The sequence below is a fragment of the Halalkalicoccus sp. CGA53 genome (assembly GCF_036429475.1).
Taxonomy (GTDB): Archaea; Halobacteriota; Halobacteria; order Halobacteriales; family Halalkalicoccaceae; genus Natronorarus; species Natronorarus salvus.
In genome coordinates, this window is record NZ_CP144125.1 from 2,123,134 (window position 1) to 2,146,069 (window position 22,936).

Consider the following 22,936-nt stretch of genomic DNA (forward strand, 5'->3'; position numbering starts at 1 on the left):
GCCTACGGCGTGTCACAACCCCCTCCATCGGTACCCCCTCGGATCGAGCACCGCCCCCGAGACCCGCCCCCGTATTTATCACACGATTAATCTTATAGGTCTAGCGGTGGTACTCGTGTGATCGCCGGTTTGCCGGCGGATTCCATGGGTTCACAGACAGTCAGACAGCCGAAGACCTCGAACCTACTGGAGGTTCTGGACCGAGTCCTGGATAAGGGGTGCGTGATCGACCTGTGGGTCCGACTCTCCCTGGTCGGTATCGAAGTCGTGACGCTCGAGGCGCGGATCGTGATCGCGTCGGTCGACACCTTCCTGCACTGCGCCGAAGAGATCACAGAGATCGAACGGTGGGAAGAGGAGTCCGACGACCTCGAGGGGCTACGGGAGGTCGAACCGACGCCGGAGTCGTGGGCGAGTCGCTTTTTTTGTCCTAGCGAAACCGTGAATCGAGCGGATCGCTCGGTGCAGGGTCCGACTCGATCCGTCCGCTCAATCGCAGGTTTCGTCGACTCGGGTTCTGTTACGCTCGTCGCCGTTCACAAGTTGTTTTCGGCCCATCGGTACGCTCCACCCACCGCTCGGATGACCGAAGGCGATCGAGGATCCCCACGCTCAGAGCTCACGGTTCGTTCGCTCACCGCTCGCGTACCCGAGGGTCTCTCCGCTCGCGACGAAACGCCTGGGACCGATTTGAACCGGAGCAAGACGGTCCGACTCACTCGTTTCGCTCGTTCGTCGGCTGCGTCTTGCAGGGTCAAATCCGGGCCTGCTCCTTCGCTCACTCCGTTCGCGGGACCGGATTTGAACCTCGCTCGTTCCGTTCGCGTTCGCTCGCTTCACTCCCTGCTTCGAATCCTCGTCCGATTTTCGCCGCTCACGAGTTGTTCGCGGCGAAAATGCGCGGGACCGGATTTGAACCGGCGGACTCCTACGAGACAGCGTCCTAAGCGCTGCGCCGTTTCCTGGCTTGGCTACCCGCGCTCGTTCTCGGGTTCCCCCGAGTCCCGTAAGAACCTGTCGCTGCCCGTCGGTTTAAATCGGATGCCGCCCAACCACCGACGTGTACCGCGCACGGGACCAAGTCGACAACGCCGAGTGGCTCGCCGAACTCCACGAGGCTGCCGAGCGCCTCGGTCTGGACGGGAACACCCGTTCCCGGGCGGAGGACCTCTTTCTCTCCTCGGTCCCCGAGAGCGACCGTTCGAAGCGGGCGGTGATCGCGACGAGCCTCTACGCGGCGAGTCTCCTCGCGGGCGACCAGCGCTCACAGACCGCTGTCGCGGAGGAGGTCGGCGTCGCTCGCCTGACGATCCAACAGCGGTGGAAAGCACTGCTCCGCGAGGCCGGCTTCGAACCGCCTGACTGGTGATCACTTCCCGTCATCGCTCGCGCATCAGGCTCCGTCCCGCACGCTCGGGCGTGAGCCGGCCGTGTTCGTCGATCTCGCCCCTGAGGATGCGCGTACTGGAGACGATCTCGCCGTCCTCGGCGAGGACGTGATCGACGACGACGAGCGTGAGCGGGTCGTCGCCGTTCTCTCGCCTGATCTCGTTGATGTGACGACCGCCGGCTTTCGTCTCCGGCGAGACGACGAGCGCGTCGAATCGGGGTTCGGTTGCGATACCCGTCGGCTCCGTGAGCTCCTTGACCTCGAACGATCGGTCGTAGCGGTCGGCGAAGTTCGAGAGCTCCGATTCGAGCGACCCCCGGCGCTCGTCGAAGCTCCGGACGTAGCGCTCCTCGCGCCGGGTCCGCGGGGCGAGTTCGTCACTCGTGAGCCCCACGGTCACGTCGCCGATCCCGAACCCGCGCTCGAACAGCGCGCGGTGTCCGTCGTGGACCGGGTCGAACGTCCCCCCCAGCGCGACCTGCATACTCCGGGCGATGCGAGCCGCACGCTTAGTGCCTTCGGAACGCGTTACTCCCCGTCGTCGAGGTCCTCGCCCTCGTCGTCTCGCTCCGCGTCCTCCTCGTCGGCGTCGTCCTCGACCGAGATGGTGATCGGCTCGCTCCCGCCGGTCGGCTCCCGCTGGTCGAGATACCGGTCGAGGTTGAACGCGGTGTTGAGCTCGTCCTGGACCTGCCCGAGGATCCCGCCGACGAGCTCGCTCGGTGCGATCGCGGTGTACTCGTACGGGTTGTTCCCCGCGCCCTCGCTCTCGCGTTTCTCGCGGTCGACGACCTCCTCCTCGTGGAGCTCCGAGAGCGCCTCCCGTACCGTGCTCGGGTAGAGGCCGGTCCCCTCGGCGACCTCCTCGCTCGTGGCCCGGGGCTCCTGGCGCAGATAGACGTAGATCCGCGCCCGCGTCTCGGTGTCGAGAATCCACGAGAGCAGGTCGATGATCCCCTCGTCGAAGCCCTCCACCGCCCTCCCGGTTCCACCGAAGCGATCGCGCGGTCGGTCATCGGATCCCGGTTCGACGATCTCGACCGGGATCTCGTCGCCGTCGTCGCTGTCCGTGTCGTCAGTCATGTCCTTTCTGCGAGGACAGAAGGAACCGAGGAGTAAAAACCCTCGCTCAGAGCAGCAGCGACCGACAGAGCGCGTCGGCACCCTCCTCGCGGTGGATCCGTCGCTGCCTCGCAGCGCCGCTCTCCCTTCTCACTATCTCTCCGATGCCAGTGACGCCGAGACGATCGCACTCGTGTTCGACGACCGAGGGGAGCGAGACCGTCCCCGCGCCATCCCGGTCGATGAACGACGTCTCGTGGCCGTAGCGCATCGCCCGCCACTTGTTCTCGTCGAGGAGTTCGCGCCTGTGGCGGTAGCCCGGCTCGCCGTCGTGGTAGCGTTCGGTGAGGTCGACGACGAGCGCGTGGACGTACTCGACGAACGCCGAGACGACCTCGGGGTCGGACTGGCCGTCCGGGGTCCGCACCTCGACGGTCCCGTGGCCGGTGTGCGGGCGAACGTCGTGCCAGAGCTCGCCCCTGTCGTTGATCGAACCGCTCTCGACCATCAGCCGTTCGAACTCCGAGAACTCCTCGAAGGAGTCGTAGGCGGTCGGCATCCCCGTGTTCGGGAGCCCCTCGAAGATCTTCGCTCTGGCGGAGCTGAGCCCCGTGTCGTAGCCGTTCCAGTACGGCGAGTTCGCCGACAGCGCGAGCATCACGGGCAGGTACCACCGCAACTCGTTCGCCACCCAGACCGCCGCGTCGGCGTCGTCCACCCCGACGTGGACGTGCAACCCGGCGGTGGTGTTCCGGTGTTGTGGGTACTGGATCCGGTCGAGCTGTGCCCGATACCGCGGTTTCTCCGCGTGTTCGAGCTCCCGCCAGATCGCGAGCGGGTGGAGCCCCGCCGCGGCGACCTGAAACCCGTTTTCCGCCGCGTGCGAGACGAGCGCCTCGCGGACGGAGCGGATCGACTCGTCGGCGTCGTCGACCGACTCGATCAGCGGTGTCTGTGTCTCGATGACGCAGGTGAACAGTTCGTGATCGAGCCGGTCCTCCAGGATCGCCGGCGGCTCGGCCTCGTAGACGAGTTCCCGCGTCCCTGCCGTGGGTCGGCACCGGTCGTCGACGACGAAGAACTCCTCTTCGATCCCGAGCGTTCCCATCCGCGTGAAGTTCTCGGCAGAGCCCGTCTCCATCGCCCCCGACTTTGGCGGGGAGCGATAAATACTCCCTGACTCACCGGGGGGTCGCCACGACCGCGAGGTGGTCGGCGTGAAACGGCTCCAGTCGAGCGGTTTCGAGGATCTCGTAGCCGGATTCGAGCCGTTCCAGAGAGCGCGCGAACACCTCCTCGGGATCGGCCGTGACGTCCTCGCTCCGCGCCTTGATCGCGAGCACGAGCCGTCCGTCTTCGACGAGAAAGCGTCGATTCGAGAGCGCTACCTCGGCCTGTCCCCGCGTCGCCACGTCCTGGACGAGCAGGTCGAGCTCCGCCTCGACGACGTGAGAGTATCGCTCCGGCCGCCTGGCGTCCGCGAGCAGCGGGAACAGGTTCGGCCGGCGTTCCGCGACCGAGAGCAGGTCGCGGGCGGGCCGCGGGGCGAACTCGACCGCGTACGTCGGCCCTGCGACGTCGGCGACGTGGCTCACCGTCGTCCCGCTCGCCGCGCCGAGATAGAGCACGCCGTCCTCGTCTTCGAACCCGGTTTCGAGGCCGAGTTCGAGCGTCGCCCCGAGTTTGGACCGGTGTGGGTCCCAGCGCCGCCAGCCGTCGATCACCGGTTCGCCGTAGATCGCCGTACCGCGGGTCGCGAGCGACTGCTTCCCGTCGAACTCGACGCGTCTGACCCCGTCGGGGAGGCTCATCGCTCGACCTCCCTGGACCGGATCCGCTCGATCCGGTCGTCCAGTTCGGCGTCGAGTTCGGGCCGCCGGTCGCCGGAGTAGTGGTCGATCCTGGCGGCGATCGAGAGCTTGCCGGCGAGTGCCCGTGCGGCCGAGCCCCGGTTCTCGGGGTGTGTCCCCCGGACGTACTCGTGGACGTAGATCACGCCGTGTTTCGGCGACGGAGCGTGTCCACGGAGGTGTGCGAACAGCGCCTCCTCCGCGCCGAGGACCTGCACGGTACCCGAGGGCATCCGCGCGAGGGGTTTGAGCCCACCGGCGAGCGAGATCAACCGAGCAGCGAGGACGGGACCCGCGAGCGCCGCGAGGTTCGGCGCGACCGTCGGCGTCTGCCGTTCGACGAACCCGCGCAGTTCCTCGGCTTCGTCCGCGACCTCCGCGCTTCGTCCCGCGAGCGCGATCAGCCGCCGCTCGCCGTCGCTCTCGCCCTCGCACTCGGCGACCGTCCGTGCGTACTCGACGCCGGTTCCCGGTTCCTCGAACAGCGACCCGGCCCACTCGGAGACACGCTCGGCGAGTTCGTTCGCGACGCGGTCGGCGTCGTCCATCGCAGCGAGCGCGTGTCGTAACTGCGCATCGTCGGCCCGTTCTCGCTCCCGGACCATCTCCATCGCAGCCGTTATCGAGACCTCGTGAAGCAGCGAGTAGTACTCCTGCTCGTCCGCGGCGAACCCGGACTCGACGGCTACTCTCGGCCAGTCGTCCGGAGACTCGGCGCCACCGGATTCGATAGCCGCACGAGCACCATCGAGGTCGCCCGGACGCAGGCCCTCGAACCATCCATCTCCCATGGCGACCCTTCGGCCCCTACCCGGTAAACTACTCGCGATCGGCCACGGGTGACGGGAGCCGTCGAGAAACGAGTACACCGGGGGGTGTTGCGGCGTTCGGGGGGCCCACACCGGCTTCCTCTCGAACGGGTGGACCCGGATACGGGCGGTCGCCGAGAACTCGTTCGTACCGTCGTGTGTTCCACAATCGTTATCGTCCGAGCGGGGGTGGGAGTACCGACAGATGAGACGGATCGCTCCCGACACGCTTCGGTCGTTCGCTTCCGAACTGGTCGTCGCCCTCGGTACACCGCCGGAGCTCGCAGAACAGGTAGCGGACTCGCTCGTCCGGTCGGACCGCTCCGGCCACAGCAGCCACGGGACGATCCGCCTCTCCACCACGTATCGGTCGATGATCGAGAGCGGCGAGATGGATCCGGCCGCACGGCCACGCGTCGACGAACCGGCCGGCGTCTTCACGGCGGTGGACGGGAACCACGGCTTCGGCCAGGTCGCCGGACGGGTGGCCGTCGACGAGGCGGTCGACACGGCGCTCGAACACGGTACCGGGATCGTGGGTGTGCGCAACGGCTCACACCTCGGTCGGATGGGCGAGTGGGCCGAACGCGCCGCAGAGAGCGGCGTCTTCTTCGCGGCGTTCATGAACACGGGCGGGCTCGCGAACTTCGTCGCCCCACCCGGGAGCGCGGACCGTCGACTCCCGCCGAACACGCTCTCGTTCGGCGTCCCCTCGTTCGGCGTCACCCCGTTTCCCATCGTACTCGACATGGCGATCAGCCAGACCGCACACGGGAAGATCACCGAGCGGGCCGTCACGGGCGACCCCCTTCCGGAGGAGTGGGCGATCGCCGCCTCGGGCGAGTCGCTCCTCGACGCCCGGGCGTTCGAGGAGGGGGAGGGAGCGATGTTACCGCTCGGTGGGCTCCAGGTCGGTCACAAGGGGTTCGGCCTCGGGATCGTCGCCGAACTGTTCGCGGGCTGTCTCGGCGACGGTGCGGTGATCGGACAGGACGTCGAGGGTACCGTGAACAACTCGGCGGTGTTCGTCTGCATCGACCCGGAGCGGGTCGCGTCGGCCGAGGAGCACCGGACCCGAGTGGAGGCGGTCGTCGACCACGTTCGGTCGGCGGAGTACCGAGACGAGATCCCGACGGGCGAGACGACGTTCGGGGACAGAGCGCTCCTCCCGGGCGAGCGGGAGCACCGGCTCAGAGATCGATGCGAGACCGAGGGCGTTCCGATCCCGACCGAGACGGCGGAACTGCTCGCGATCATCGCCGACGAGTACGACGTCGGCGACGTGGTTCCACCCTCGCTGGGGGTGCGCTGATCGCTCGGGTTCGTCCCGACCGAGGGGGGACCGACTGAAGAGTTAAGAGGGTGAACGCAGGTGGAGACTCCATGATCTACGGCAGCGGCGACTACACGTACGAACTCGTCTCCGGGTGGGCGGAGGTGTCCGAGGGCGAATCGTTCCGCGACGTCGGCGGTGTCCGCGTCGACGAGGAGGACCGGGTCCTGGTGTTGAACCGAAGCGGACGGCCAGTGATGGTGTTCGACGCGACGGGCGAGCGCCTGTCGTCCTGGGGCGACGACTACTTCTCGGATCGACCCCACGGGCTGGGTCTCGACGCCGAGGGAAACGTCTACTGTACCGACGACGGGAACCACACGGTGAGGAAGTTCACCCCGGACGGCGAGCTCCTGCTGACGCTTGGAACCGAAGACGAACCCGCCGAGACCGGCTACCGTCACGACGCTCCCGACCTCTTCGAGCGGATCGCCTCGATCACCAGGGGAGCCGGTCCGTTCAACGGCCCGACCGGCGTCGCCGTGTCCGCTTCCGGTGAGATCTTCGTCGCCGACGGCTACGGAAACGCGAGAGTCCACGCGTTCGATCCGGACGGAGAGCACCTCCGATCCTGGGGGCAGCCGGGGCCCGCGCCGGGCGAGTTCAGGCTACCGCACTCGATCTACTGCGACGGCGAGGACCGGCTCTGGGTCACCGACAGGGAGAACTCCCGGATCCAAGTCTTCGATACCAGTGGCGAGCTCGTCGCGGAGTGGACCGATCTGATCCGACCGACCGACGTGGTCGTCGACGACGCCGTCTTCGTCTCCGAACTCTGTCGACGGGTCAGCGTGTTCACGGCCGACGGCGAGCTGTTGACGCGGTGGGGAAACGAACGGCACCCGACTGACGACCCCCTGTTCGTCGCGCCACACGCGATCGCCGTCGACTCGAACGGGGACCTCTACGTGGGCGAGGTTTCGTACACCTACAAGGGGATCGACCGTGGGCCGAGAGCGATACAGAAGTTCGAGAGACGCGACTGACCGGGAGAGCGAGGGACCGCCGATCTGACCGGACGATCGCTCCGCCTATCGGACCCTCCTCCGGTGGAGGCCGCGGCCGCGATGGCCCGCGAACTCCTCGACGAGGTGGACGGTAGCGTCGGAAACGGCGAACCACCGATATTGAGGTGTCCTCCCCGACCCGGGAACCACCGCCGAGGGCCGCGAACCACGCCTCGTCACCCGTACCGTGCCTTCTCCCTCGCGTACCGAAACCGACCTACAGGCCGAGCGCGTTCGCGAAGACGGCGTAGTTCTGCGGGCCCTCGACGGTCGTGAGGAACTCGCCACCTCGGAAGAGGAAGAAGACCGGCGTTCCCGGAACGCCGGCCGCTCTCGCCGCGTCGTAGTCGCCCCCGATCCGATCGCCGTACGCCCCCGATTCCGCCTCGGAGCGGACCGCCGCCGCGTCGACGCCGGTCCCCTCGAGATACGACTCGACCTCGTCGAGGATCGAGCCCTCGGAGAGCGACCCCTGCTGCGAGAACAGGTGCGATTTCAGTCCCCAGAAGGCCGACCGGTCGCGATCGTAGGTCGCCCAGAGCGCGTGCAGCGCCGGTTCGGACCAGTCCTCCGTCACGTGGAGCCCCCGCCAGACGAACGACAGCTCGCCCGCGTCGGTGTCGGCCCGGAGGTCCTGGAATGCACCCCGGTGGAAATCGGCACAGTTCGGACAGGACGGGTCGTCGAACGCGACGATGACCGCCGGAGCGGAGGAGGGGTCGGGACCGAGCACCGGTGACCCACCGATCCCACTCGCCGCAGGGTGATCCTGGTCGATTCCCTGTGTTTCTTCGTCTCCCTCCTCCTCGTCGTCCTCGCTCTCATCCCGATCGTCGCCGCCCTCCTCGTCCTCTCCCTCGGTGGTCTCGGTCTCCTCTTCGGGTGTCTCCGCCTCCTCCGGCGTCTCGGTCTCATCGTCGGCCGAGTCGTCGGACCCCTCCTCCGTTCCGGTCCCCTCTTCGGGCGTGTCGCTTCCCTCGTCCTCCGAGTCCTCCCCTTCGTCGGGTGTCTCCGTCCCCTCCTCGGTGGTGTCCGTCTCCCTGTCGGAGTCGTCGGCCGTCTCCCCGTCCGGTGTCTCGGCTCCCTCGTCGGTCGAGCCGTCCGGTTCGGTCCCGTCGTCCACCGTGGTCTCCGACTCGTCGTCACCGGTGTACTCCCCGAGGTCGTCGTCGTCGATCGGGTCGACGTCGCCACCTCCGTCCTCGTCGGCACACCCGGCGGCGGCGGCAGCTACCCCGCCGGAGGCCAGCAGGAACGTCCGCCGTCCGAGCGGGAGCCCCGCTCGGAGCTCCCTCCACTCGGTACCCTCTCCTGATCCCATTGACTACGGGACAGTCTTCCGAGGGATAAGCGACCCGTTTCGTGAAACTATCCGGTCGTCCGGGACGAAACGCTCACTCGAACCGCTCGAACGGCTGCTCGCAGCCGTGACAGAAGTGCATCGACCGACAGAGAGACGGCCCCTTCGGGTGCTCGCGCTCGGTCTCGGTCGACCCGCAGTACGGACACTCGGCGGGACCGTCGTCGGCGACGTCGACGCTCGGGTCGAGACCCCTCATACGCTCAGCCCGAACTCCCGCAGGCTCTCTCGCCCGCGCTCGGTAACGAGATCGATCGACCACTCGGGGCTCCAGACGAGTCTGATCTCGGCCGAGTCGACTCCGTCCGCGCTCGCGGCCGCCTCCCGGATCTCGTTTGTGAGCATCCTCCGCGCCGGACAGCCCGTGTACGTGAGCGTCATCGTTACCGTCGCGTGGGTCTCCTCTCTCTCCTCGATCGCCACGTCGTAGATCAGCCCCAGATCGACGACGCTCACCGGCATCTCGGGGTCTTCGACCTCGGAGAGCGCGTCCCAGACGCGTGCCTCGACGCCCTCGCTTCCCGCACCCGTGTTCGGAAGCTCCGCGTGGCCCTCGCCCTCGCGGTACTCGGTGTACGCACAGGGAGTCGGTTCCTCGGAGAGCGTACCCTCCTCGCTCACCCCGTCGTCGAGGTCGAACTCGCCGCTCATGGCTCACCCCGGAGCCGCGTCGGCTCCGCGAACCCGAGTTCGTGGTACGTCGCGGTGAACGAATCGTGGAGGTCGTCCCAGTCCGACGTGTGAGAGCCGTCGCGACCGATCGTCTCCGGTCGCGAGACCGACTCCGGCTCGGGCACCTCGATTCCCAGCGACTCCAGATACGGGACGACCGTCTCCAGCCACTCGGTCCGCAGGTCGTCGAGAGATTCGGTCCGAAAGCCGGCGTCGACGATCATCTCCTCGCTGTCGCCGGGTTCGAACAGCGTCAGCGCGTACGGGAACAGTCGCTCGGTCGCGGCCTGTACACGCTCGCTCCCCTCGGACTCGCTCGCCAGCCGGTCGAGCCAGTTCGAGGCGTGGTCTCGGTGATACGACTCCTCGGCGATGACCTTCCCCACGCGGTCCCGGATCGGGACGTAGCTCGAGTCGACGAGCGCCTCCAGGCGCAGGCGTTCGGCCGTGTCGTAGAGGTAGCTCCTGACGACGGCGTCCGCCCAGTCGCCCTCCGCGAACGCGAGTTCGCAGAGCGTCGCGTGACGGAACTCGGTAGGTGGACGCTCCCAGAGGTACTCCGCCTCGGCGTAGCCGAGGTCGGCGAGACAGTCGTACCAGAGCCGCGCGTGGCCGAACTCGTCCTGTGCGATGTTCGCGAGCGCGAGATCCGACTCGATCGTCGGCGCGTAGATCTGCCACTCGGTGTAGCGCTCTGCGATCACGAACTCGTCGTCGGCGAGCCGGAAGAGGAGCTCACAGACCGCTTCGCGTTCTCGCTCGCCCAGGTCCTCGCGGTCGATCACGACTCGGCCTCCTCGCGCTTTCGCGCCGCCTCGCGCTGTTCCTCCTCGCTCTCTTCGACCTCCGCGGCGAAACTCGCGTCGACCCGGTTGTACGTCATCGCCCACCGGTAGGCCTTGTCGGTCGCGCCGCCGAAGGTCGCCTCGTCGGTGTCGACCTCGCTCACCTCGTCCCTGGGAACGACCCAGAGGCTGTTCGTCTGCATCCGACGGCCGTGCTGGATCTGTGCGAACAGCTTCGCCATCTCCTTATCGGGCGCGTGGACGTTCCCGCAGTGGGTGTGGTACTTCCCCGGCCGCTCCTGTCTGAACACTTCCCAGATCATACTAATCGGCCGCCTGTGGTGCTTTCGACCCCTCTCGCTCCCAGCGATCCATCGACTCGCGCACCCACGAGACCGCCTCCTGGCGCCGACGCCGCGCGCCGATCTGTTCGTGACTGCCCTCGTACTCGTTTCTCGCGATCGTCCAGAACTCGTCCCAGTCGAGGTCGTCGTACTCCAGTTCGTACCTCCCCGAGCGCTCGTCGTACTCGATTCGAGGAGTCTCTGGGATCTCCAGACCGTGTTTCTCCGCCTTCGGGATGTAGGCGTTCAGGAAGGCCTGACGGAGGTCGTCGTTGCTCGCCGTCTTCAGCCCGACGTCCTGGGCGAAATCGTTGTGGACGCTGTCCTTGTTCGGCGGCCCGAAGAACTGGATGATCCGCGGCCACCACTCGTCGAAGACCTCCTGCACTCGTTCCCGGTTCGCCCGCGAACTCCCCATGAGTTCCCGCAGGATGTCCTCGCCGTGTTTGACGTGAAATCCCTCCTCGAAACAGACCTTGTCCATCGCGTGGGCGTAGGGCTCCCAGCTGGTCGCCTTGAGCGTCGCCTGCCTGCGCATCGCCCCGCCGTCGACGAAGAAGTCGATCATCGGCGCCTCGTACCACGAGTCGACGGGGTAGTGGAAACAGTTGAGGAACTTCCCGTCTCCCCGTTCGAGTTCGTCTAACATCTCCTCTCTCGTCTTCACGCCCAGCGTTTCGGCCGCCCGGTAGAGCAGCTGGGCGTGGCCGATCTCGTCCTGCACTTTCGCCGTACAGGCGAGTTTTCGGTCGATGCTCGGGGCGTGGCGGGTGAACTGTTTGTCCAGATAGCCGCCCATCACCTCGCTGTTGGCGTGGAACTGGATCATCCGCGTCGCCGCCTCCCTGTACTCCTCTGGCAGGTCGTGTTTCGGGCTGAACGCCCGCGGGCCCGCACGCTCTCTGACCGTCTCCAAGTCCATAACGGACGATTGTTCACGAACCCACAAACCGGTTCACCCGTCTATAGACTGGTTTTATAATCTCGGAACGGTTCTCCGTCACATGATCGAGGAGTGTCTCGTCGTCGAGGTCCGTGTGACGGGCGACGACTGTCCGCTCGCGGAGGCGAGTTCCGGGACCGAGATCGAGGCGGAACCCCCACAGCGCCGCGCCGACGGCTACGCGCTGCTCCGATGCAGCGTCGACGCGGAAGGCGGCGAGGCGGTCGCCGCCGCTCTCGATACCGACGACCGGATCAGGTACCTCCACGTCTCGCGGGCCGACGACCGGACGAACCTTCGGTGTCTCTCGAAACGGCGCTGTGCCGTCCACGCGCTGACCGACGTCGGCTTCATGGTCGAACGGCTTCGGTACCGCGACGGCGTCGAGCGCTACACGGGGGCGGTCGTCGGCCGCGACGTGCTTCGGGGCGTGCTCGACAGGGCCGGCGAGACGGGTGGCGTGACGCTCGAGCGCGTCTACCCCCTGGGAACCGAAGAGGAGGGTGCGGTCGCCGCCCGGTGGGATCTCACGTCCCCACAGGAGGAGGCGTTGCGGGTCGCGCTCGAATCGGGTTACTTCGAGATCCCCCGGGAGTCGACCGCGAGCGAGGTCGCCTCCCGAATCGGCATCAGCAAGTCCGCGTTCCTCGAACGGCTCAGACGCGGGCAGTCGTCGTTGCTGGAGCGGACGCTGGGTTAGGCCGGGGTCGCCCTGTCAACCGAGCGGGCGGCGACGACCCGAGAGGCCGAAGGTTCAAATATCAGGGTCGCGAGGTTTCGAGCGATGAGTAGACGAGTCCGTGGAGGGATTGCGCCGTGAGTACCGAACAGGCGATCGGCGTCGGGAAGCGCGTCGACGGCAACGAGCGCGTGGAACTGCCGGCCGTGGAGGTGCTCACGGGCCGGGGGTTCGTCACCGGAAAGAGCGGCAGCGGGAAGTCGAACACCGCGAGCGTGGTCATCGAGGAACTGCTCGAGGCCGCCTTCCCCGTACTCGTCTGTGACACCGACGGCGAGTACTACGGGCTGAAAGAGGAGTACGAACTGCTGCATGCGGGTGCTGACGAGGAGTGTGACATCCAGGTCGGCCCCGAACACGCCGAGAAGGTCGCGGAGCTGGCACTGGAGGGGAACGTTCCCGTGATCCTCGACGTCTCCGGGTATCTGGACGAGGGGGCCGCGGACGAACTGTTGCGGGAGACCGCCCGCCACCTCTTCGCGAAAGAGAAGAAGCTGAAGAAGCCCTTTTTATTGGTAGTCGAGGAGGTCCACGAGTACATCCCGGAGGGCGGCGGGATGAACGAGACGGGACGAATGCTGATCAAGGTCGGAAAACGAGGACGGAAACACGGCCTCGGCATCGTGGGGATCAGCCAGCGGCCCGCCGACGTCAAGAAGGACTTCATCACGCAGGCGAACTGGCTCGTCTGGCACCGGCTCACGTGGGACAACGACACGGACGTCGTGAAACGGATCGTCGGCCCGGAGTACGGCGAGGCGGTCTCGGATCTCGGCGCGGGCGAGGCGTTCGTCCAGACCGACTGGACCGACGAGGACGTCAGGCGGGTGCAGTTCGATCGAAAGCGGACGTTCGACGCCGGCGCCACGCCCGGCCTCGACGACTTCGAGCGCCCGGAACTGAAATCGGTGAGCGACGCGCTCGTCGGCGACCTCCAGGAGATCTCGGAGTCCCAGCAGCGCGAGCGGGATCGGGTCGCCGAACTGGAGGCCGAGATCGAGCAGCGCGACCGACGGATCGGCCAGCTCGAACGCGAACTCGCCTCCGCACAGGACATCTCGACGGCCGCGAAACAGCTCGCGGGGGCGTTTTCGGGACCGGAACCGATCCAGACGACGTTCGGGGAGGGCGACGAGGAGCTGGCGGCGCTTCGGGACCGAATCGGCGAACTGGAGCGGGCGCTCGAGGCGGAAGCGGCCACCCCCGGGCCGGACGACGGAGAGAGCCGTGACGGATCGCACGGCGGTATCCCCCGCGCCCGGTCGCCAGTTCTGGCGGCGGCGATCGGACGGGCGGCCGAGCGCTCTCCCTGTTCGGAAGAGGACGCCTGGACGGTACTCGAGCGCCTCGCCCCCGGCGGCTCGACGCTCCACGACCTCGACGGAGAGGTCGAGATCCCGATCCACCGCCTCTGGTCGCTCCTCGAAGAACTCTCGACCACGCCGTTCGTCTCCCGGGCGACCGACGGGACGTACACGCTCGACGGGGAGGCGATTTCCCGACGCGAGCGATCCGACGCGAGCGCGGACTGACCGGGACGTTTTACCCCCTCCGTCCGGTCGACCAGTTATGCGAACTACCGACAGCGACCGTGTGCGGACGATCACGTTCGACCGCCCGGACGTGTTGAACGCCTTTACGACCGACCACGCGGCCGAACTCGCCGATCACCTCTCCGATCTCCATCCCGACGAGCAGCACGCGGTGGTGCTCACCGGCGAGGGGCGGGCGTTCAGCGCCGGCGGTGACGTCGAGGCGATGGCCGACCGCGAGGAGTCGCCCGCCGAGGCGTTCGATCGGATCACCGAGACGTTCGGACGGCTCGCGGAGGAGGCCCTGTCGTGTCAGGTCCCGATCGTCGCGCGGGTGAACGGCGACGCGGTCGGGGCGGGCCTCGCGCTCGTCGCCCTCTCCGACTTCGCCTACGCCGCCGACTCCGCGCGCTTCTCCGCGGCGTTCGTTCGTGTCGGACTCGTTCCCGACACCGGCGGGACCTTCCTCCTCCCGCGGCTCGTCGGCCTTCGGGCCGCGAAGGAGCTCTCGTTCACCGGGCGTTTTTTCGACGCGAACGAGGCCGCCGAGATGGACCTCGTAAACGAGGCGGTCCCCGAGGGCGAACTGGACGACCGGGTCGAGGAGCTGCTCTCGGTCCTGCGGGCTCGGCCGACGAGGACGATCGGCCTCGCGAAGCGGGCGATCCACGCGAACCTCGGGAAGGGGGTCGAGGGCGCACTCGACTACGAGAACCACGTCCAGGCGCTCGCCTACGGGACCGACGAACACGGCGAAGGGGTCTCGGCGTTCCTGGAGGGCCGCGATCCGGAGTTCTAGTTCTCCGACTCACCCCGTGTACCGGAGAAACCGCGTGATCGCCCGGTCGAACGCCCGTTTCCGATCGAGTACCGCCTCGTGACCGACGTCGGGAATGATCGCGAGCCGTCCGTCGTCGATGCTCGCGGCGGTCTTTCGGTAGCCGCCCTCGGTGAAGAAGGGGTCGTCTCCCCCGCCGATCACGAGTGTCGGGGCGTCGATCCGGGTGAGGACGTCCGTGCCGTCGAACGCGAGACAGGCGTCGGTGGAGACGAGGAAGTCCTCCCGGTCGACCGGCGAGAGCGAGGCGAACGCCCCGTAGAGGTTCACCGCGCCCCGGACGAACGGACGCTTCAGACCGCCCGCGACCATCGTACCGGCCTCGTCACAGATCGGTCGCCAGCGCTCACGTTCAGCGAGGTCACGCCAGCGCTCGAGCACCCGACGCCCGTGCTCGCCCAACCGGTACGCCGAGAGCCCGAGGATCGCTCTCTCTACCTGGTCGGAGGTGGCGGCGAGGTGCTGGACGACGAACCCGCCCATCGAGAGGCCGAGGACGTCCACGGGTCCCGTTTCCTCGAGAACGCGTTCGTAGCCGGCGGCCATCTCCGCGACGGTCAGCCCCTCCGAGAGGCCGGGCGGGCGGCTCACCATCGCCACGCGGCGGCCCGTCGCATACCGCCCGCAGAACGTCGCAACGAGGAGGGAGAACCAGCGCCGGTCGGCGACCCGGCAGAGCGGGTCGTTGAGGCCGGGAACGACGAGGAGGGTCCGTTCGCCCGACCCGACCGAGACGTACTGGTGATCCGCCCAGCGACCCCGCCGCAGCGGGCGTCCGATCGGACTCACGGTCCGGGAAGAGGTCGGGAGACGGTAGCGAGCGATGCGGGCGGGAAGCGCTCTCGAACCCGGAGAGGCGCCCTCCGACGGCGCGACAGCACTGGTGACATGACCCACGAGACGCGAGGGGGGAGCAAAAGTCGTCCGACTCCGTGACCGGTTCAGTCGTCGGCGACCAGCTCTTCGGTCGCGACGATCTCGGTCGAGAGTCTTCCGAGGTCGAACCGGGAAAACCCGAGCGCCTGCAACGCGACCGTCGCCACGGTGGAGGCGGCCGCCGCGCCGACGAACGCGTGGAGGAACGACGGCTCCGGCAGGATCCCTGTGGGGACGACGAGCCCCAGGACCGGCGAGAGCGTCGGCATGAACGCGACGCCGACCGCGAGGCCGAAGACGGCGGCAGCGAGGACGCCCCGGCCGCCGATCCGGCCCGTGTAGAGCCCTGCGAGCAGCGGGACGGCCGTGGCGACGGCGAAGAGGTCGGCGGTGAGGAACAGTTCGAGGACGCTGTACGACTGCGCACCGATGGCGGTCGCCCCGAGCGCGACCACGACCGTCGCGAGCCGACCGACGGTTCGCAGGGATCGGTCGCTCAGACCGACCGCCCGGGGGAGGTCGGCGGCCACGACACTCGCGATCGCGTTGAACAGGGTGTCGATCGAACTCGTCACGAGCACGAGCGCGAGCACCACCAGGACGACCAGCAGCCACTCGGGGAGCACCTCGAGGGCGAGCGCGAACAGCGCGACGCTCGCGTCTCCCGGCACCGTCACCAGACCGTGGCCCGCGGCGAGCACGCCGAAGAGCCCGGCGACCAGCACGACCGGGACCGTGAGAACGCCGGCGAGGGCGTACGATCGCCGGACGGTTCGCACGTGCTCGGCGGCGTAAACGCGCTGCCACCAGGCCTGGTTGAGGAGTTCGGCGCCGACGATCGCGATCACGACGTAGACGCCGAAGAGCAGTCCCGGGAGAAAGCCCGGATCGAGCAGTGTCGGGTCGGTCGCGGCGACGGTCGTCCTCGCCTCGGAGGGGCCGCCGAGGGCGAGCAGCGTCGCGACGAAGACGAGCCCCAGCGCGGGGAGGATGACGATCAACTGGACGGTGTCGGTGACGATGCTCGCTTTCAGTCCACCGTAGGCGGTGTAGAGGAGGACGAACCCGCCGACGAGCGCCGCGGTCTGCCAGGGCGGGACCTCCGCGACCAGCGAGAGGACGCCCACGATCCCCGTCATGTTCGCCGCGAGCGCCATGAACATGTAGAGGACGCTCACGACGAGGACGTAGACGTACATCGCTCGGCCGTAGCGCACCAGCGCGTACTCGGTGATCGTGCGCCCCTCCGGGACGAGCCGCCTGATCCGCGGCCCGAGGAAGACGTAGACGAGCGCGGCGCTCGCGCTGCCGACCGCGTAGCCGGCCACTGCGGAGAGCCCGCCGAACGCCGCGCCCGCCTCGGCCGGGCTGAAGAGAATCCAAGCGCCCATGCTCGAGGCGAGCACCGTCGCCGCGGTCGTTCCGGTCCCCGTCGTCCCCCGTGAGGTCGTGTAGTCGTCGACCGACCCGATCCGCCCCCTCGAGTACCCGATCCCGATCGCCGCGAGACAGACGAGCGTCACCACCGTCGCGCCGAGCGCCAGCCCCTCGCTCACCATCGAGCCACGTTCTCCATGGGCCGACCGAGGGTTTCTCGGGTTATAATAGTTGATTATACCACCCGATGGTCACGGTGGGTTATTTGTCCCGGCGAACGGAGAGAGAGCCATGACCCTCCGCCTCCCGGACGAGATCGTCGTCGACCGTTTCCTCCCCACGTTCCGGGCGCTACTCGCCGCCGATCTCGCCGAACGGGGGCTCACCCAGCGCGAGATCGCCGCCCACCTCGGCGTCACGCAGGCGGCGGTGAGCAAACAGCTCGCGGGCGAGGTTGCGATCGAACCGCGGTTCGCGGAGGACGAACGGGTCCGGCGGACGGTGGGGGAGGTCGGCTCCGGGCTCGCCTCCGGCAGCCTCGAACCCTACGAGGCGCTCGCCACCGTCCTCGCGCTGGTCGAGGAACTCGAGGATCGGGGGCCGATCTGCGCGGTCCACGAGGAGGCGATGCCCGAACTCGAGGGCCTCGGCTGTGACCTCTGTGTCCGCGGTCCGGACGCCGACCGCCTCGGCGAACGGTCGGTGCTCGCCTCCGTGCGGACGGCGACCAGACGGCTCAAGGCCAGCCCGGCCTTTGCCTCTCACATCCCGAAGGTCGGCACGAACGTCGGGATGGCGCTTCCGGGCGCGACCGGGGAGGTCGAGGTGGCGGCGATCCCCGGCCGGATCTTCGAGATGCGCGGCCGGGTTCGCGTCCCCGCAGACCCCGAGTTCGGCGGCTCCGAGAACGTCGCGACGGCGATCCTCTCCGCGCACGCGGTCGATCCCGAGGTACGGGGCGCTCTGAACCTCGCGACGGACGAGGCGGTGCTCGCGGCGGCCGAGCGGATGGACCTCACCGTCCTCGAGTTCGACGCCGACTATGACGACCGCGGGGACCGACTCCGGGAGCTCTTCGAGAAAGCGGGAGTCCCCGAGGTCGCCTTCCATCGGGGTGCGTTCGGGATCGAACCGATCTGCTACGTCTTCGGCGAGGACGCCGAGGCCGCCGTCGAACGGGCGCTCGCGCTCGTCAGCGGAAATTCGAGGGCTTAGAACTGCGGGTTCGCCTCGCGTCTCTTGATCAGGAACTTCATATCGCCCGCGAAGACGGTCTCGCCCTCCTGGTTCGTCATCTCCGAGTCGATCACGACGAGCCCGCAGTCCTCGCGGCTCGAGAGTTCGCGTTTCTCCGTGACCTCCATCGCGAGCGAGACGGTGTCGCCGACGGCGACTGGGGCAGGAATGTCCATGTAGTTCATGCCGAGGAAGGCGAGTACCGTACGCTCGACGATCCCACACCGGTAGACGAAGCCCGTCGCGAGCGAGAACGTCATCGGGCCGTGGGCGACGCGCTCGCCGAAGTACTCCTCCTCCGCGAAGTGCCGATTCGTGTGGAGTTCGGTCCAGTCGCCGGTAAAGGCCGAGTGGTTCACGAGGTCGGTTTCGGTGACCGTGCGACCGACGCTCTGGAACGTCTGGCCGACCTCGAACGCCTCGTAGTGGTGCGGTTCGTAGCTGTAGGGCATACGCCGACTTCGAACGATCGTGACAAATACGTTGTCTCTCGTCGCCGCCGGTCGCGAGGCTCACTCCCGTTCGTCGAACACCCGCTTCACCTTCCCCACCTCGGTCCGTTCGAGTTCGCCCGGCCCTTCCAGTCGGAGCTCGTCCGGCGTGAGCGAGAGGACGTTCTTCAGACGCTCGTCGATCCGTTCTCGTAGACTCTCCCTGTCGTCGACCTCGTCCGTTAACTCGACCGTGATCGCGATCCGATCCAGCCCGTCCTCGGTACCGAGGTCGATCCGGTAGTACGGCGCGACAGCCTCGAAGTCCAACACTACTGACTCGATCTGGCTGGGGTAGACGTTCACTCCGCGAACGATCAGGAGGTCGTCGGTTCTCCCCGTCACGTTCTCCATCCGGACGAGCGTCCGCCCGCAGGCACACTCACCGTAGTGGAGGCTGCTCAGGTCGCCGGTCCGGTAGCGAACGACGGGAAACGCCTCCTTGGTGAGCGAGGTGAAGACGAGTTCGCCCTCCTCGCCCTCGGGGAGCACGTCTCCCGTACGCGAATCGATCACCTCCGGGTAGAAGTGGTCCTCGTGGACGTGGAGTCCGTCCTGGGCCTCGTGACACTCGATCGAGACCCCCGGACCGATCACCTCCGAGAGCCCGTAGATGTCTATCACCGTCGCGTCGAGCGCACGTTCGATCTCCGCGCGCATCGGTTCGGTACACGGCTCGGCACCGATTATCACCGTCGAGAGCGCGAACTCGTGTGGATCGTACCCCATCTCCCGCGCCGTCTCGGCGACGTAGAGCGCGTACGAGGGCGTGCAGGTGAGTACGTCGCTCTCCAGGTCCGCGAGGAACTCGACCTGTCGCTGCGTGTTGCCCCCGCCGATCGGGATGACGGTCGCTCCGAGGCGTTCGCAGCCGTCGTGGACGCCGAGGCCGCCGGTGAAGAGGCCGTAGCCGTAGGCGTTCTGGACCGTCTGCCCGGGGTCGACGTCCGCCGCGACGAGCGAGCGGGCCATCACCTCGCTCCAGAGCTCCAGGTCGCCTTCCGTGTAGGCGACCACCTTCGGCTTCCCGGTCGTCCCCGACGAGGCGTGCAGCCGCAGGATCTCGCTCCCGTCGACCGCGAACATCCCGTCGGGGTAGTGGTCGCGGAGGTCCTCCTTCGTCGTGAACGGCACCTCGGGGAGCTCGTCGATCCCAGCTACCTCGCCGGGATCGATCCCCGCGTCCGCGAAGCGCTCGCGGTAGAACGGGACGTTCTCCGTGGCGTGGGCGAGCGTCTCTCGCAGTCGCTCGTCCTGCCACTCGGTGAACCGCTCTCTCGACCAGCGCTCGCGGTCTGTGTGCATGTCCGCTCTGTACCGGGCACCGACAAAACCCTCACGATCGTTGGAGTACTTCCTCGAACCCCTCGGCCCACGCGAGCAGTCGCTCGTCCGCGCCGAAGCGTGCCGAACACTGAACTCCGATCGGCAGTCCTCCCGTTCCCTATCGGAAGCGTCACCGTTGGGAGCCAGAGGAAACGAATCAGACGCTTTGCAGAGATGCGAACTAGTCAATCCCGGTCGTACCAGCCCGTTCTCCATCGACCTGAACGGTTACTTCGTCGGGGATGACGTCCCGTTCATCTTTCACGCGAAGAACTACCGAATGGGGGGCCTCGTCGTCTACTTGACCGCCCGTCGGAGCAACAGTTTCCAGGCTCACGTTGAGACCGGTTTCCGTCCGTGAGACCTCGTTCACAGCCAGTTCGTAGTCGCTCGACCAGTACCCTGCGACGATGATGAGAAGGTACGACTCCTCGAAGTCGGTCTCTCGAACGAACTCGTCTAGCTCGTCCCGTCGTTCGAGTCGTTCATCGGCGTCCGCTGAATCGGTGATGATCGTCCGGTACGCGTTCGGGGTGTCCCGCCAGTTGATCTCCTCGGCGACGCGCCTGTTGTCCTCGAGGACGATGCCATTCCAGTGATGGGCATCGATGCTCATCTCGGCGGGCGTCGTGGTGGTCGACCCCCGTCCCAAACATCCCCCAGTCACAGTTGAGAGCGGGGCAACTGCTAAAGCGAGGAAGCCACGGCGGTCCATATAGTAAATCAAGAATCGAATCGGTAAGTATCTTTGCGTAGACTAGAAATCGATCTGATCCGCTAGCAGCCCATGCCCATCAGTCCCCATTCGATTACTTGCACCGTACACAGCCTACATTGATTAGTTCGACAGTCTGGAAAACAGAGCTTGCGAACCGCTGTAGCACACCCTCAGAGCGCTCCCTCGAACCCCTCGGCCCACGCGAGCAGGCGCTCGTCCGCGCCGAAGCGCGCCGAACACTGGAGCCCGACCGGCAGCCCCTCTCTCTCCCCTGCCGGAACCGTCACCGTCGGCAGCCCCGAATGCGTCCACGGGAGGTTCATCACTGGATCGCCCGTCGAGTCGATCCCCTCGGGTGCCGGTCCCGGCGCGGGTGGCGAGAGCCAGCAGTCGATCCCCGCCTCGTCCATCGCCGCGTGGAGCTCCGAACGGAGCCTGTCGCGGCCGGCCCGGTCGTCGGCCAGCTCCCCGACCGAAACCTTGCGGCCCCCGTCCACGATCCCCGTCATGTGCTCGGAGTAGCGCTCGCCGTATCCCTCGTACCACTCGTGGTGGACGAGCGCGGCGTCGGCCTCGATCAGCCGCTGGTGGCGCTCGTTGATCCCGTCGATCCCCGAGAGCGCCTCCACACGCTCGATATCGTACCCTGCGGCGGCGAGCCGCTCGACCGCCGCCTCGAACGCGTCGAGGCCAACGTCGTCGGCCTGCCCGAGGTACGACCCCTCGGGGACGCCCAGGACTGGATCCTCGGGCTCCGGCAGCGTCCGCCAGTCGTCGTAGCAGACGGCGGCGGCCACCCCCATCCCCGCGACGTCCCCCGTGAACAGCCCGACGTGGTCGACGGAGGTCGAGAACGGTATCACCCCGGTCGTCGGAATTCGTCCGAAACTCGGCTTCAGCCCGACGACCCCACAGAACGCCGCGGGTCGGATCACCGATCCCACGGTCTGCGTCCCGAACGCGAGCGGGGCGAACCCGGCGGCGACGGCGGCCGCGGAGCCGCTCGAGGAGCCACCGGGGGTGTGCGCGAGGTCGTGGGGGTTCCGCGTCGGCCCCGGATCGAAGTAGGCGAACTCGGTCGTCACGGTCTTTCCGAGGACGAGGCCACCCGCCGCTCGGACCCGTTCGACGGATCTGGCCTCCGGTCCCGAGAGGACCTCCGGCGGCAGCTCGGAACCGGCACGCGTCTTCATCCCCTCGACGTGGAAGATGTCCTTCACTCCCACCGGTGTCCCGTACAGCGGCGGTCGGGAGTCCGGGTCGGGGAACCGCTCGGGGAGCGCCCGCGCCTCGCGCTCGAGGCGGTCCCACTCGGGTTCGGGGACGAACGCCCTCACGTCCGATTCGTGGCGATCGATCCGGTCGCGGAGCCGGTCGAGGTAGTCGAGAGGGGTCGTCTCCCCGGATCGAAGCGCGTCGACGGCGACCGCGAGGGGTTCTGCGTCGATCATGGCTCACCCTCGCACAGGGAGACGAAGAAACCGCCGGTCAGCGCATCAGCTCGCCGCCGTTGACCTCCAGGGTCTCGCCGGTGACGAATCCGGCGTCCCGCAGATAGGCGACCGCGTCCGCGACGTCCGTCGGCTGGCCGAACCGGCCGACGGGGATCGACTCCAGTTGCTCTCTGCGCTCGTCCTCCGTCCGGTCACCGGTCATATCCGTCTCGATGTGTCCCGGCGCGATCGCGTTCACCCTGACCTCCGGCGCGAAGTCGGCGGCGTGGCTCTTCGTGAGCCCGAGCAGACCGGCTTTCGACGCCGCGTAGTGGCACTCGATCGGCGCGCCCGTGTGTGCGAGTATCGAGGAGACGTTGGTAATCGAGGGCGAGGGTTCGACCCCGGACTCGCGGAGATGGGTGAGCGCCGCCTTTGTGACGGTGAACGCGCCGTTGACGTTTACGTCCATGACGTGGTCGAAGTCGGCGGGCGAGAGCGAGTCGGTGTGGACGTGCTGGTCGATCCCGGCGTTGTTCACGACGTGGTCGAGCCCGCCGAACGCCTCTACGGCGGAATCGACGAGACGTTCCGCCGCGTCCGGGTCGCTCACGTCCGCCCGGATCGCGACGGCATCCCTCCCCGTGGATTCGATCCCCGAGACGACCGCTTCGGCGGCCGCCTCCGAGGAGACGTAGTTCACCGCGACGTCGTAGCCGTCGCGGGCGAAACGTTCGGCGGCGGCACGACCGATCCCGCGCGAGGAGCCGGTGACGAGTGCGCTCGGCATGTCCTCCCGCTCACGGTGAGAAGGG

Annotated in this window: 25 protein-coding genes, 1 tRNA gene and 1 pseudogene; 8 read left to right on the top strand and 19 right to left on the bottom strand. The window is 67.6% G+C overall.

All coding sequences use genetic code 11. From position 1 onward, the window contains the following. Nucleotides 1-144 precede the first annotated feature (144 nt). Nucleotides 145-408 (top strand): annotated as a pseudogene (gene gvpA, locus V2L32_RS21145) (gas vesicle structural protein GvpA); the annotation flags it as partial. A gap of 489 nt (nt 409-897) precedes the next feature. Here the strand turns inward: gvpA and V2L32_RS12680 are convergent. Next, nucleotides 898-981, bottom strand: a tRNA-Leu gene (locus V2L32_RS12680). Between the two features lie 79 nt (nt 982-1,060). On the opposite strand from V2L32_RS12680, the gene V2L32_RS12685 reads away from it, so the two are divergent. Next, the gene (locus V2L32_RS12685) at nt 1,061-1,369 is read left to right on the top strand and encodes a transcription initiation factor IIB family protein (RefSeq protein ID WP_331232790.1); all 309 of its coding nucleotides are present in this window, start codon (nt 1,061-1,063) and stop codon (nt 1,367-1,369) included. A gap of 10 nt (nt 1,370-1,379) precedes the next feature. Here V2L32_RS12685 and V2L32_RS12690 read toward each other — a convergent pair whose 3' ends face one another. The 5 genes from V2L32_RS12690 to V2L32_RS12710 are packed head-to-tail and all read right to left on the bottom strand — an operon-like array spanning nt 1,380 to nt 5,093. After that, on the bottom strand, nt 1,380-1,874 hold the full coding sequence (locus tag V2L32_RS12690) for a phosphopantetheine adenylyltransferase (RefSeq protein ID WP_331232791.1): 495 nt from the start codon (nt 1,872-1,874) through the stop codon (nt 1,380-1,382). 44 nt (nt 1,875-1,918) lie between these two features. Continuing rightward, a complete protein-coding gene (locus tag V2L32_RS12695; protein ID WP_331232792.1) occupies nt 1,919-2,473 on the bottom strand; it encodes a winged helix-turn-helix domain-containing protein in 555 nt (184 codons plus the stop codon). A 46-nt stretch (nt 2,474-2,519) separates the two neighbouring features. After that, nucleotides 2,520-3,593: a glutamate--cysteine ligase gene (locus V2L32_RS12700; RefSeq protein ID WP_331232793.1), complete on the bottom strand. Its 1,074-nt coding sequence runs from the start codon at nt 3,591-3,593 to the stop codon at nt 2,520-2,522. Nucleotides 3,594-3,633: 40 nt separating this feature from the next. Further along, the gene (locus V2L32_RS12705; protein WP_331232794.1) at nt 3,634-4,263 is read right to left on the bottom strand and encodes a fibrillarin-like rRNA/tRNA 2'-O-methyltransferase; all 630 of its coding nucleotides are present in this window, start codon (nt 4,261-4,263) and stop codon (nt 3,634-3,636) included. Further along, on the bottom strand, nt 4,260-5,093 hold the full coding sequence (locus V2L32_RS12710) for an NOP5/NOP56 family protein (RefSeq protein WP_331232795.1): 834 nt from the start codon (nt 5,091-5,093) through the stop codon (nt 4,260-4,262). The genes V2L32_RS12705 and V2L32_RS12710 overlap by 4 nt, the downstream gene beginning before the upstream one ends. Nucleotides 5,094-5,316: 223 nt before the next feature. Here V2L32_RS12710 and V2L32_RS12715 point away from each other — a divergent pair, with 223 nt between their 5' ends. Together V2L32_RS12715 and V2L32_RS12720 are read left to right on the top strand one after the other, a co-directional pair. After that, complete coding sequence (locus tag V2L32_RS12715; RefSeq protein WP_331232797.1) at nt 5,317-6,423, top strand: Ldh family oxidoreductase; 1,107 nt, start codon at nt 5,317-5,319, stop codon at nt 6,421-6,423. A 71-nt stretch (nt 6,424-6,494) separates the two neighbouring features. Next, a complete protein-coding gene (locus V2L32_RS12720) occupies nt 6,495-7,430 on the top strand; it encodes a peptidyl-alpha-hydroxyglycine alpha-amidating lyase family protein (RefSeq protein ID WP_331232798.1) in 936 nt (311 codons plus the stop codon). 238 nt (nt 7,431-7,668) lie between these two features. On the opposite strand, the gene V2L32_RS12725 is transcribed toward V2L32_RS12720, so the two are convergent. The 6 genes from V2L32_RS12725 to V2L32_RS12750 form a co-directional block, all read right to left on the bottom strand. After that, nucleotides 7,669-8,772, bottom strand: coding sequence for a DsbA family protein (locus V2L32_RS12725; RefSeq protein WP_331232799.1), 1,104 nt, complete (start codon nt 8,770-8,772; stop codon nt 7,669-7,671). A 73-nt stretch (nt 8,773-8,845) separates the two neighbouring features. Then, a complete protein-coding gene (paaE, locus tag V2L32_RS12730) occupies nt 8,846-9,010 on the bottom strand; it encodes a 1,2-phenylacetyl-CoA epoxidase subunit PaaE (protein WP_331232800.1) in 165 nt (54 codons plus the stop codon). Further along, nucleotides 9,007-9,462: a 1,2-phenylacetyl-CoA epoxidase subunit PaaD gene (gene paaD / locus V2L32_RS12735; RefSeq protein WP_331232801.1), complete on the bottom strand. Its 456-nt coding sequence runs from the start codon at nt 9,460-9,462 to the stop codon at nt 9,007-9,009. The genes paaE and paaD overlap by 4 nt, the downstream gene beginning before the upstream one ends. Continuing rightward, complete coding sequence (gene paaC, locus V2L32_RS12740) at nt 9,459-10,268, bottom strand: 1,2-phenylacetyl-CoA epoxidase subunit PaaC (protein WP_331232802.1); 810 nt, start codon at nt 10,266-10,268, stop codon at nt 9,459-9,461. The genes paaD and paaC overlap by 4 nt, the downstream gene beginning before the upstream one ends. Continuing rightward, nucleotides 10,265-10,591, bottom strand: coding sequence for a 1,2-phenylacetyl-CoA epoxidase subunit PaaB (gene paaB, locus V2L32_RS12745; RefSeq protein ID WP_331232803.1), 327 nt, complete (start codon nt 10,589-10,591; stop codon nt 10,265-10,267). Before paaB ends, paaC begins: the two co-directional genes overlap by 4 nt. A gap of 1 nt (nt 10,592) precedes the next feature. Further along, nucleotides 10,593-11,534 (bottom strand): Phenylacetic acid catabolic protein, encoded by a 942-nt coding sequence (locus tag V2L32_RS12750; protein WP_331232804.1) that lies wholly within the window; start codon nt 11,532-11,534, stop codon nt 10,593-10,595. 82 nt (nt 11,535-11,616) lie between these two features. Between V2L32_RS12750 and V2L32_RS12755 the strand changes: the two genes are divergently transcribed. The 3 genes from V2L32_RS12755 to V2L32_RS12765 all read left to right on the top strand — a co-directional run bounded on the left by V2L32_RS12755 (nt 11,617) and on the right by V2L32_RS12765 (nt 14,625). Beyond that, on the top strand, nt 11,617-12,255 hold the full coding sequence (locus V2L32_RS12755) for a helix-turn-helix domain-containing protein (RefSeq protein ID WP_331232805.1): 639 nt from the start codon (nt 11,617-11,619) through the stop codon (nt 12,253-12,255). Nucleotides 12,256-12,371: 116 nt separating this feature from the next. After that, nucleotides 12,372-13,826 carry an ATP-binding protein gene (locus V2L32_RS12760; protein ID WP_331232806.1) on the top strand — a complete coding sequence of 485 codons (1,455 nt, stop codon included), beginning with the start codon at nt 12,372-12,374 and terminating at the stop codon, nt 13,824-13,826. Nucleotides 13,827-13,863: 37 nt separating this feature from the next. After that, on the top strand, nt 13,864-14,625 hold the full coding sequence (locus V2L32_RS12765; protein WP_331232807.1) for an enoyl-CoA hydratase/isomerase family protein: 762 nt from the start codon (nt 13,864-13,866) through the stop codon (nt 14,623-14,625). A 9-nt stretch (nt 14,626-14,634) separates the two neighbouring features. On the opposite strand, the gene V2L32_RS12770 is transcribed toward V2L32_RS12765, so the two are convergent. Next, nucleotides 14,635-15,453 carry an alpha/beta fold hydrolase gene (locus tag V2L32_RS12770; RefSeq protein ID WP_331232809.1) on the bottom strand — a complete coding sequence of 273 codons (819 nt, stop codon included), beginning with the start codon at nt 15,451-15,453 and terminating at the stop codon, nt 14,635-14,637. A gap of 152 nt (nt 15,454-15,605) precedes the next feature. Next, the gene (locus V2L32_RS12775) at nt 15,606-17,099 is read right to left on the bottom strand and encodes a sodium:solute symporter family transporter (RefSeq protein WP_409348370.1); all 1,494 of its coding nucleotides are present in this window, start codon (nt 17,097-17,099) and stop codon (nt 15,606-15,608) included. Nucleotides 17,100-17,208: 109 nt separating this feature from the next. Between V2L32_RS12775 and V2L32_RS12780 the strand changes: the two genes are divergently transcribed. Further along, nucleotides 17,209-18,132, top strand: coding sequence for a thiamine-phosphate synthase family protein (locus V2L32_RS12780; protein ID WP_331232811.1), 924 nt, complete (start codon nt 17,209-17,211; stop codon nt 18,130-18,132). Here V2L32_RS12780 and V2L32_RS12785 read toward each other — a convergent pair. From V2L32_RS12785 to V2L32_RS12805, 5 genes are all read right to left on the bottom strand, one after another. Beyond that, the gene (locus V2L32_RS12785) at nt 18,129-18,605 is read right to left on the bottom strand and encodes a MaoC/PaaZ C-terminal domain-containing protein (RefSeq protein WP_331232812.1); all 477 of its coding nucleotides are present in this window, start codon (nt 18,603-18,605) and stop codon (nt 18,129-18,131) included. The two genes, V2L32_RS12780 and V2L32_RS12785, sit on opposite strands and share 4 nt — an antisense overlap. Nucleotides 18,606-18,665: 60 nt before the next feature. Continuing rightward, nucleotides 18,666-19,949, bottom strand: coding sequence for a phenylacetate--CoA ligase PaaK (gene paaK, locus V2L32_RS12790; protein ID WP_331232813.1), 1,284 nt, complete (start codon nt 19,947-19,949; stop codon nt 18,666-18,668). A gap of 202 nt (nt 19,950-20,151) precedes the next feature. Beyond that, nucleotides 20,152-20,685, bottom strand: coding sequence for a hypothetical protein (locus V2L32_RS12795; RefSeq protein ID WP_331232814.1), 534 nt, complete (start codon nt 20,683-20,685; stop codon nt 20,152-20,154). A gap of 173 nt (nt 20,686-20,858) precedes the next feature. Then, entirely contained in the window at nt 20,859-22,139 is a 1,281-nt protein-coding gene (locus V2L32_RS12800; RefSeq protein ID WP_331232815.1) for an amidase, read from the bottom strand. Nucleotides 22,140-22,176: 37 nt separating this feature from the next. Further along, on the bottom strand, nt 22,177-22,911 hold the full coding sequence (locus V2L32_RS12805) for a 3-oxoacyl-ACP reductase family protein (RefSeq protein ID WP_331232816.1): 735 nt from the start codon (nt 22,909-22,911) through the stop codon (nt 22,177-22,179). Nucleotides 22,912-22,936 lie beyond the last annotated feature (25 nt).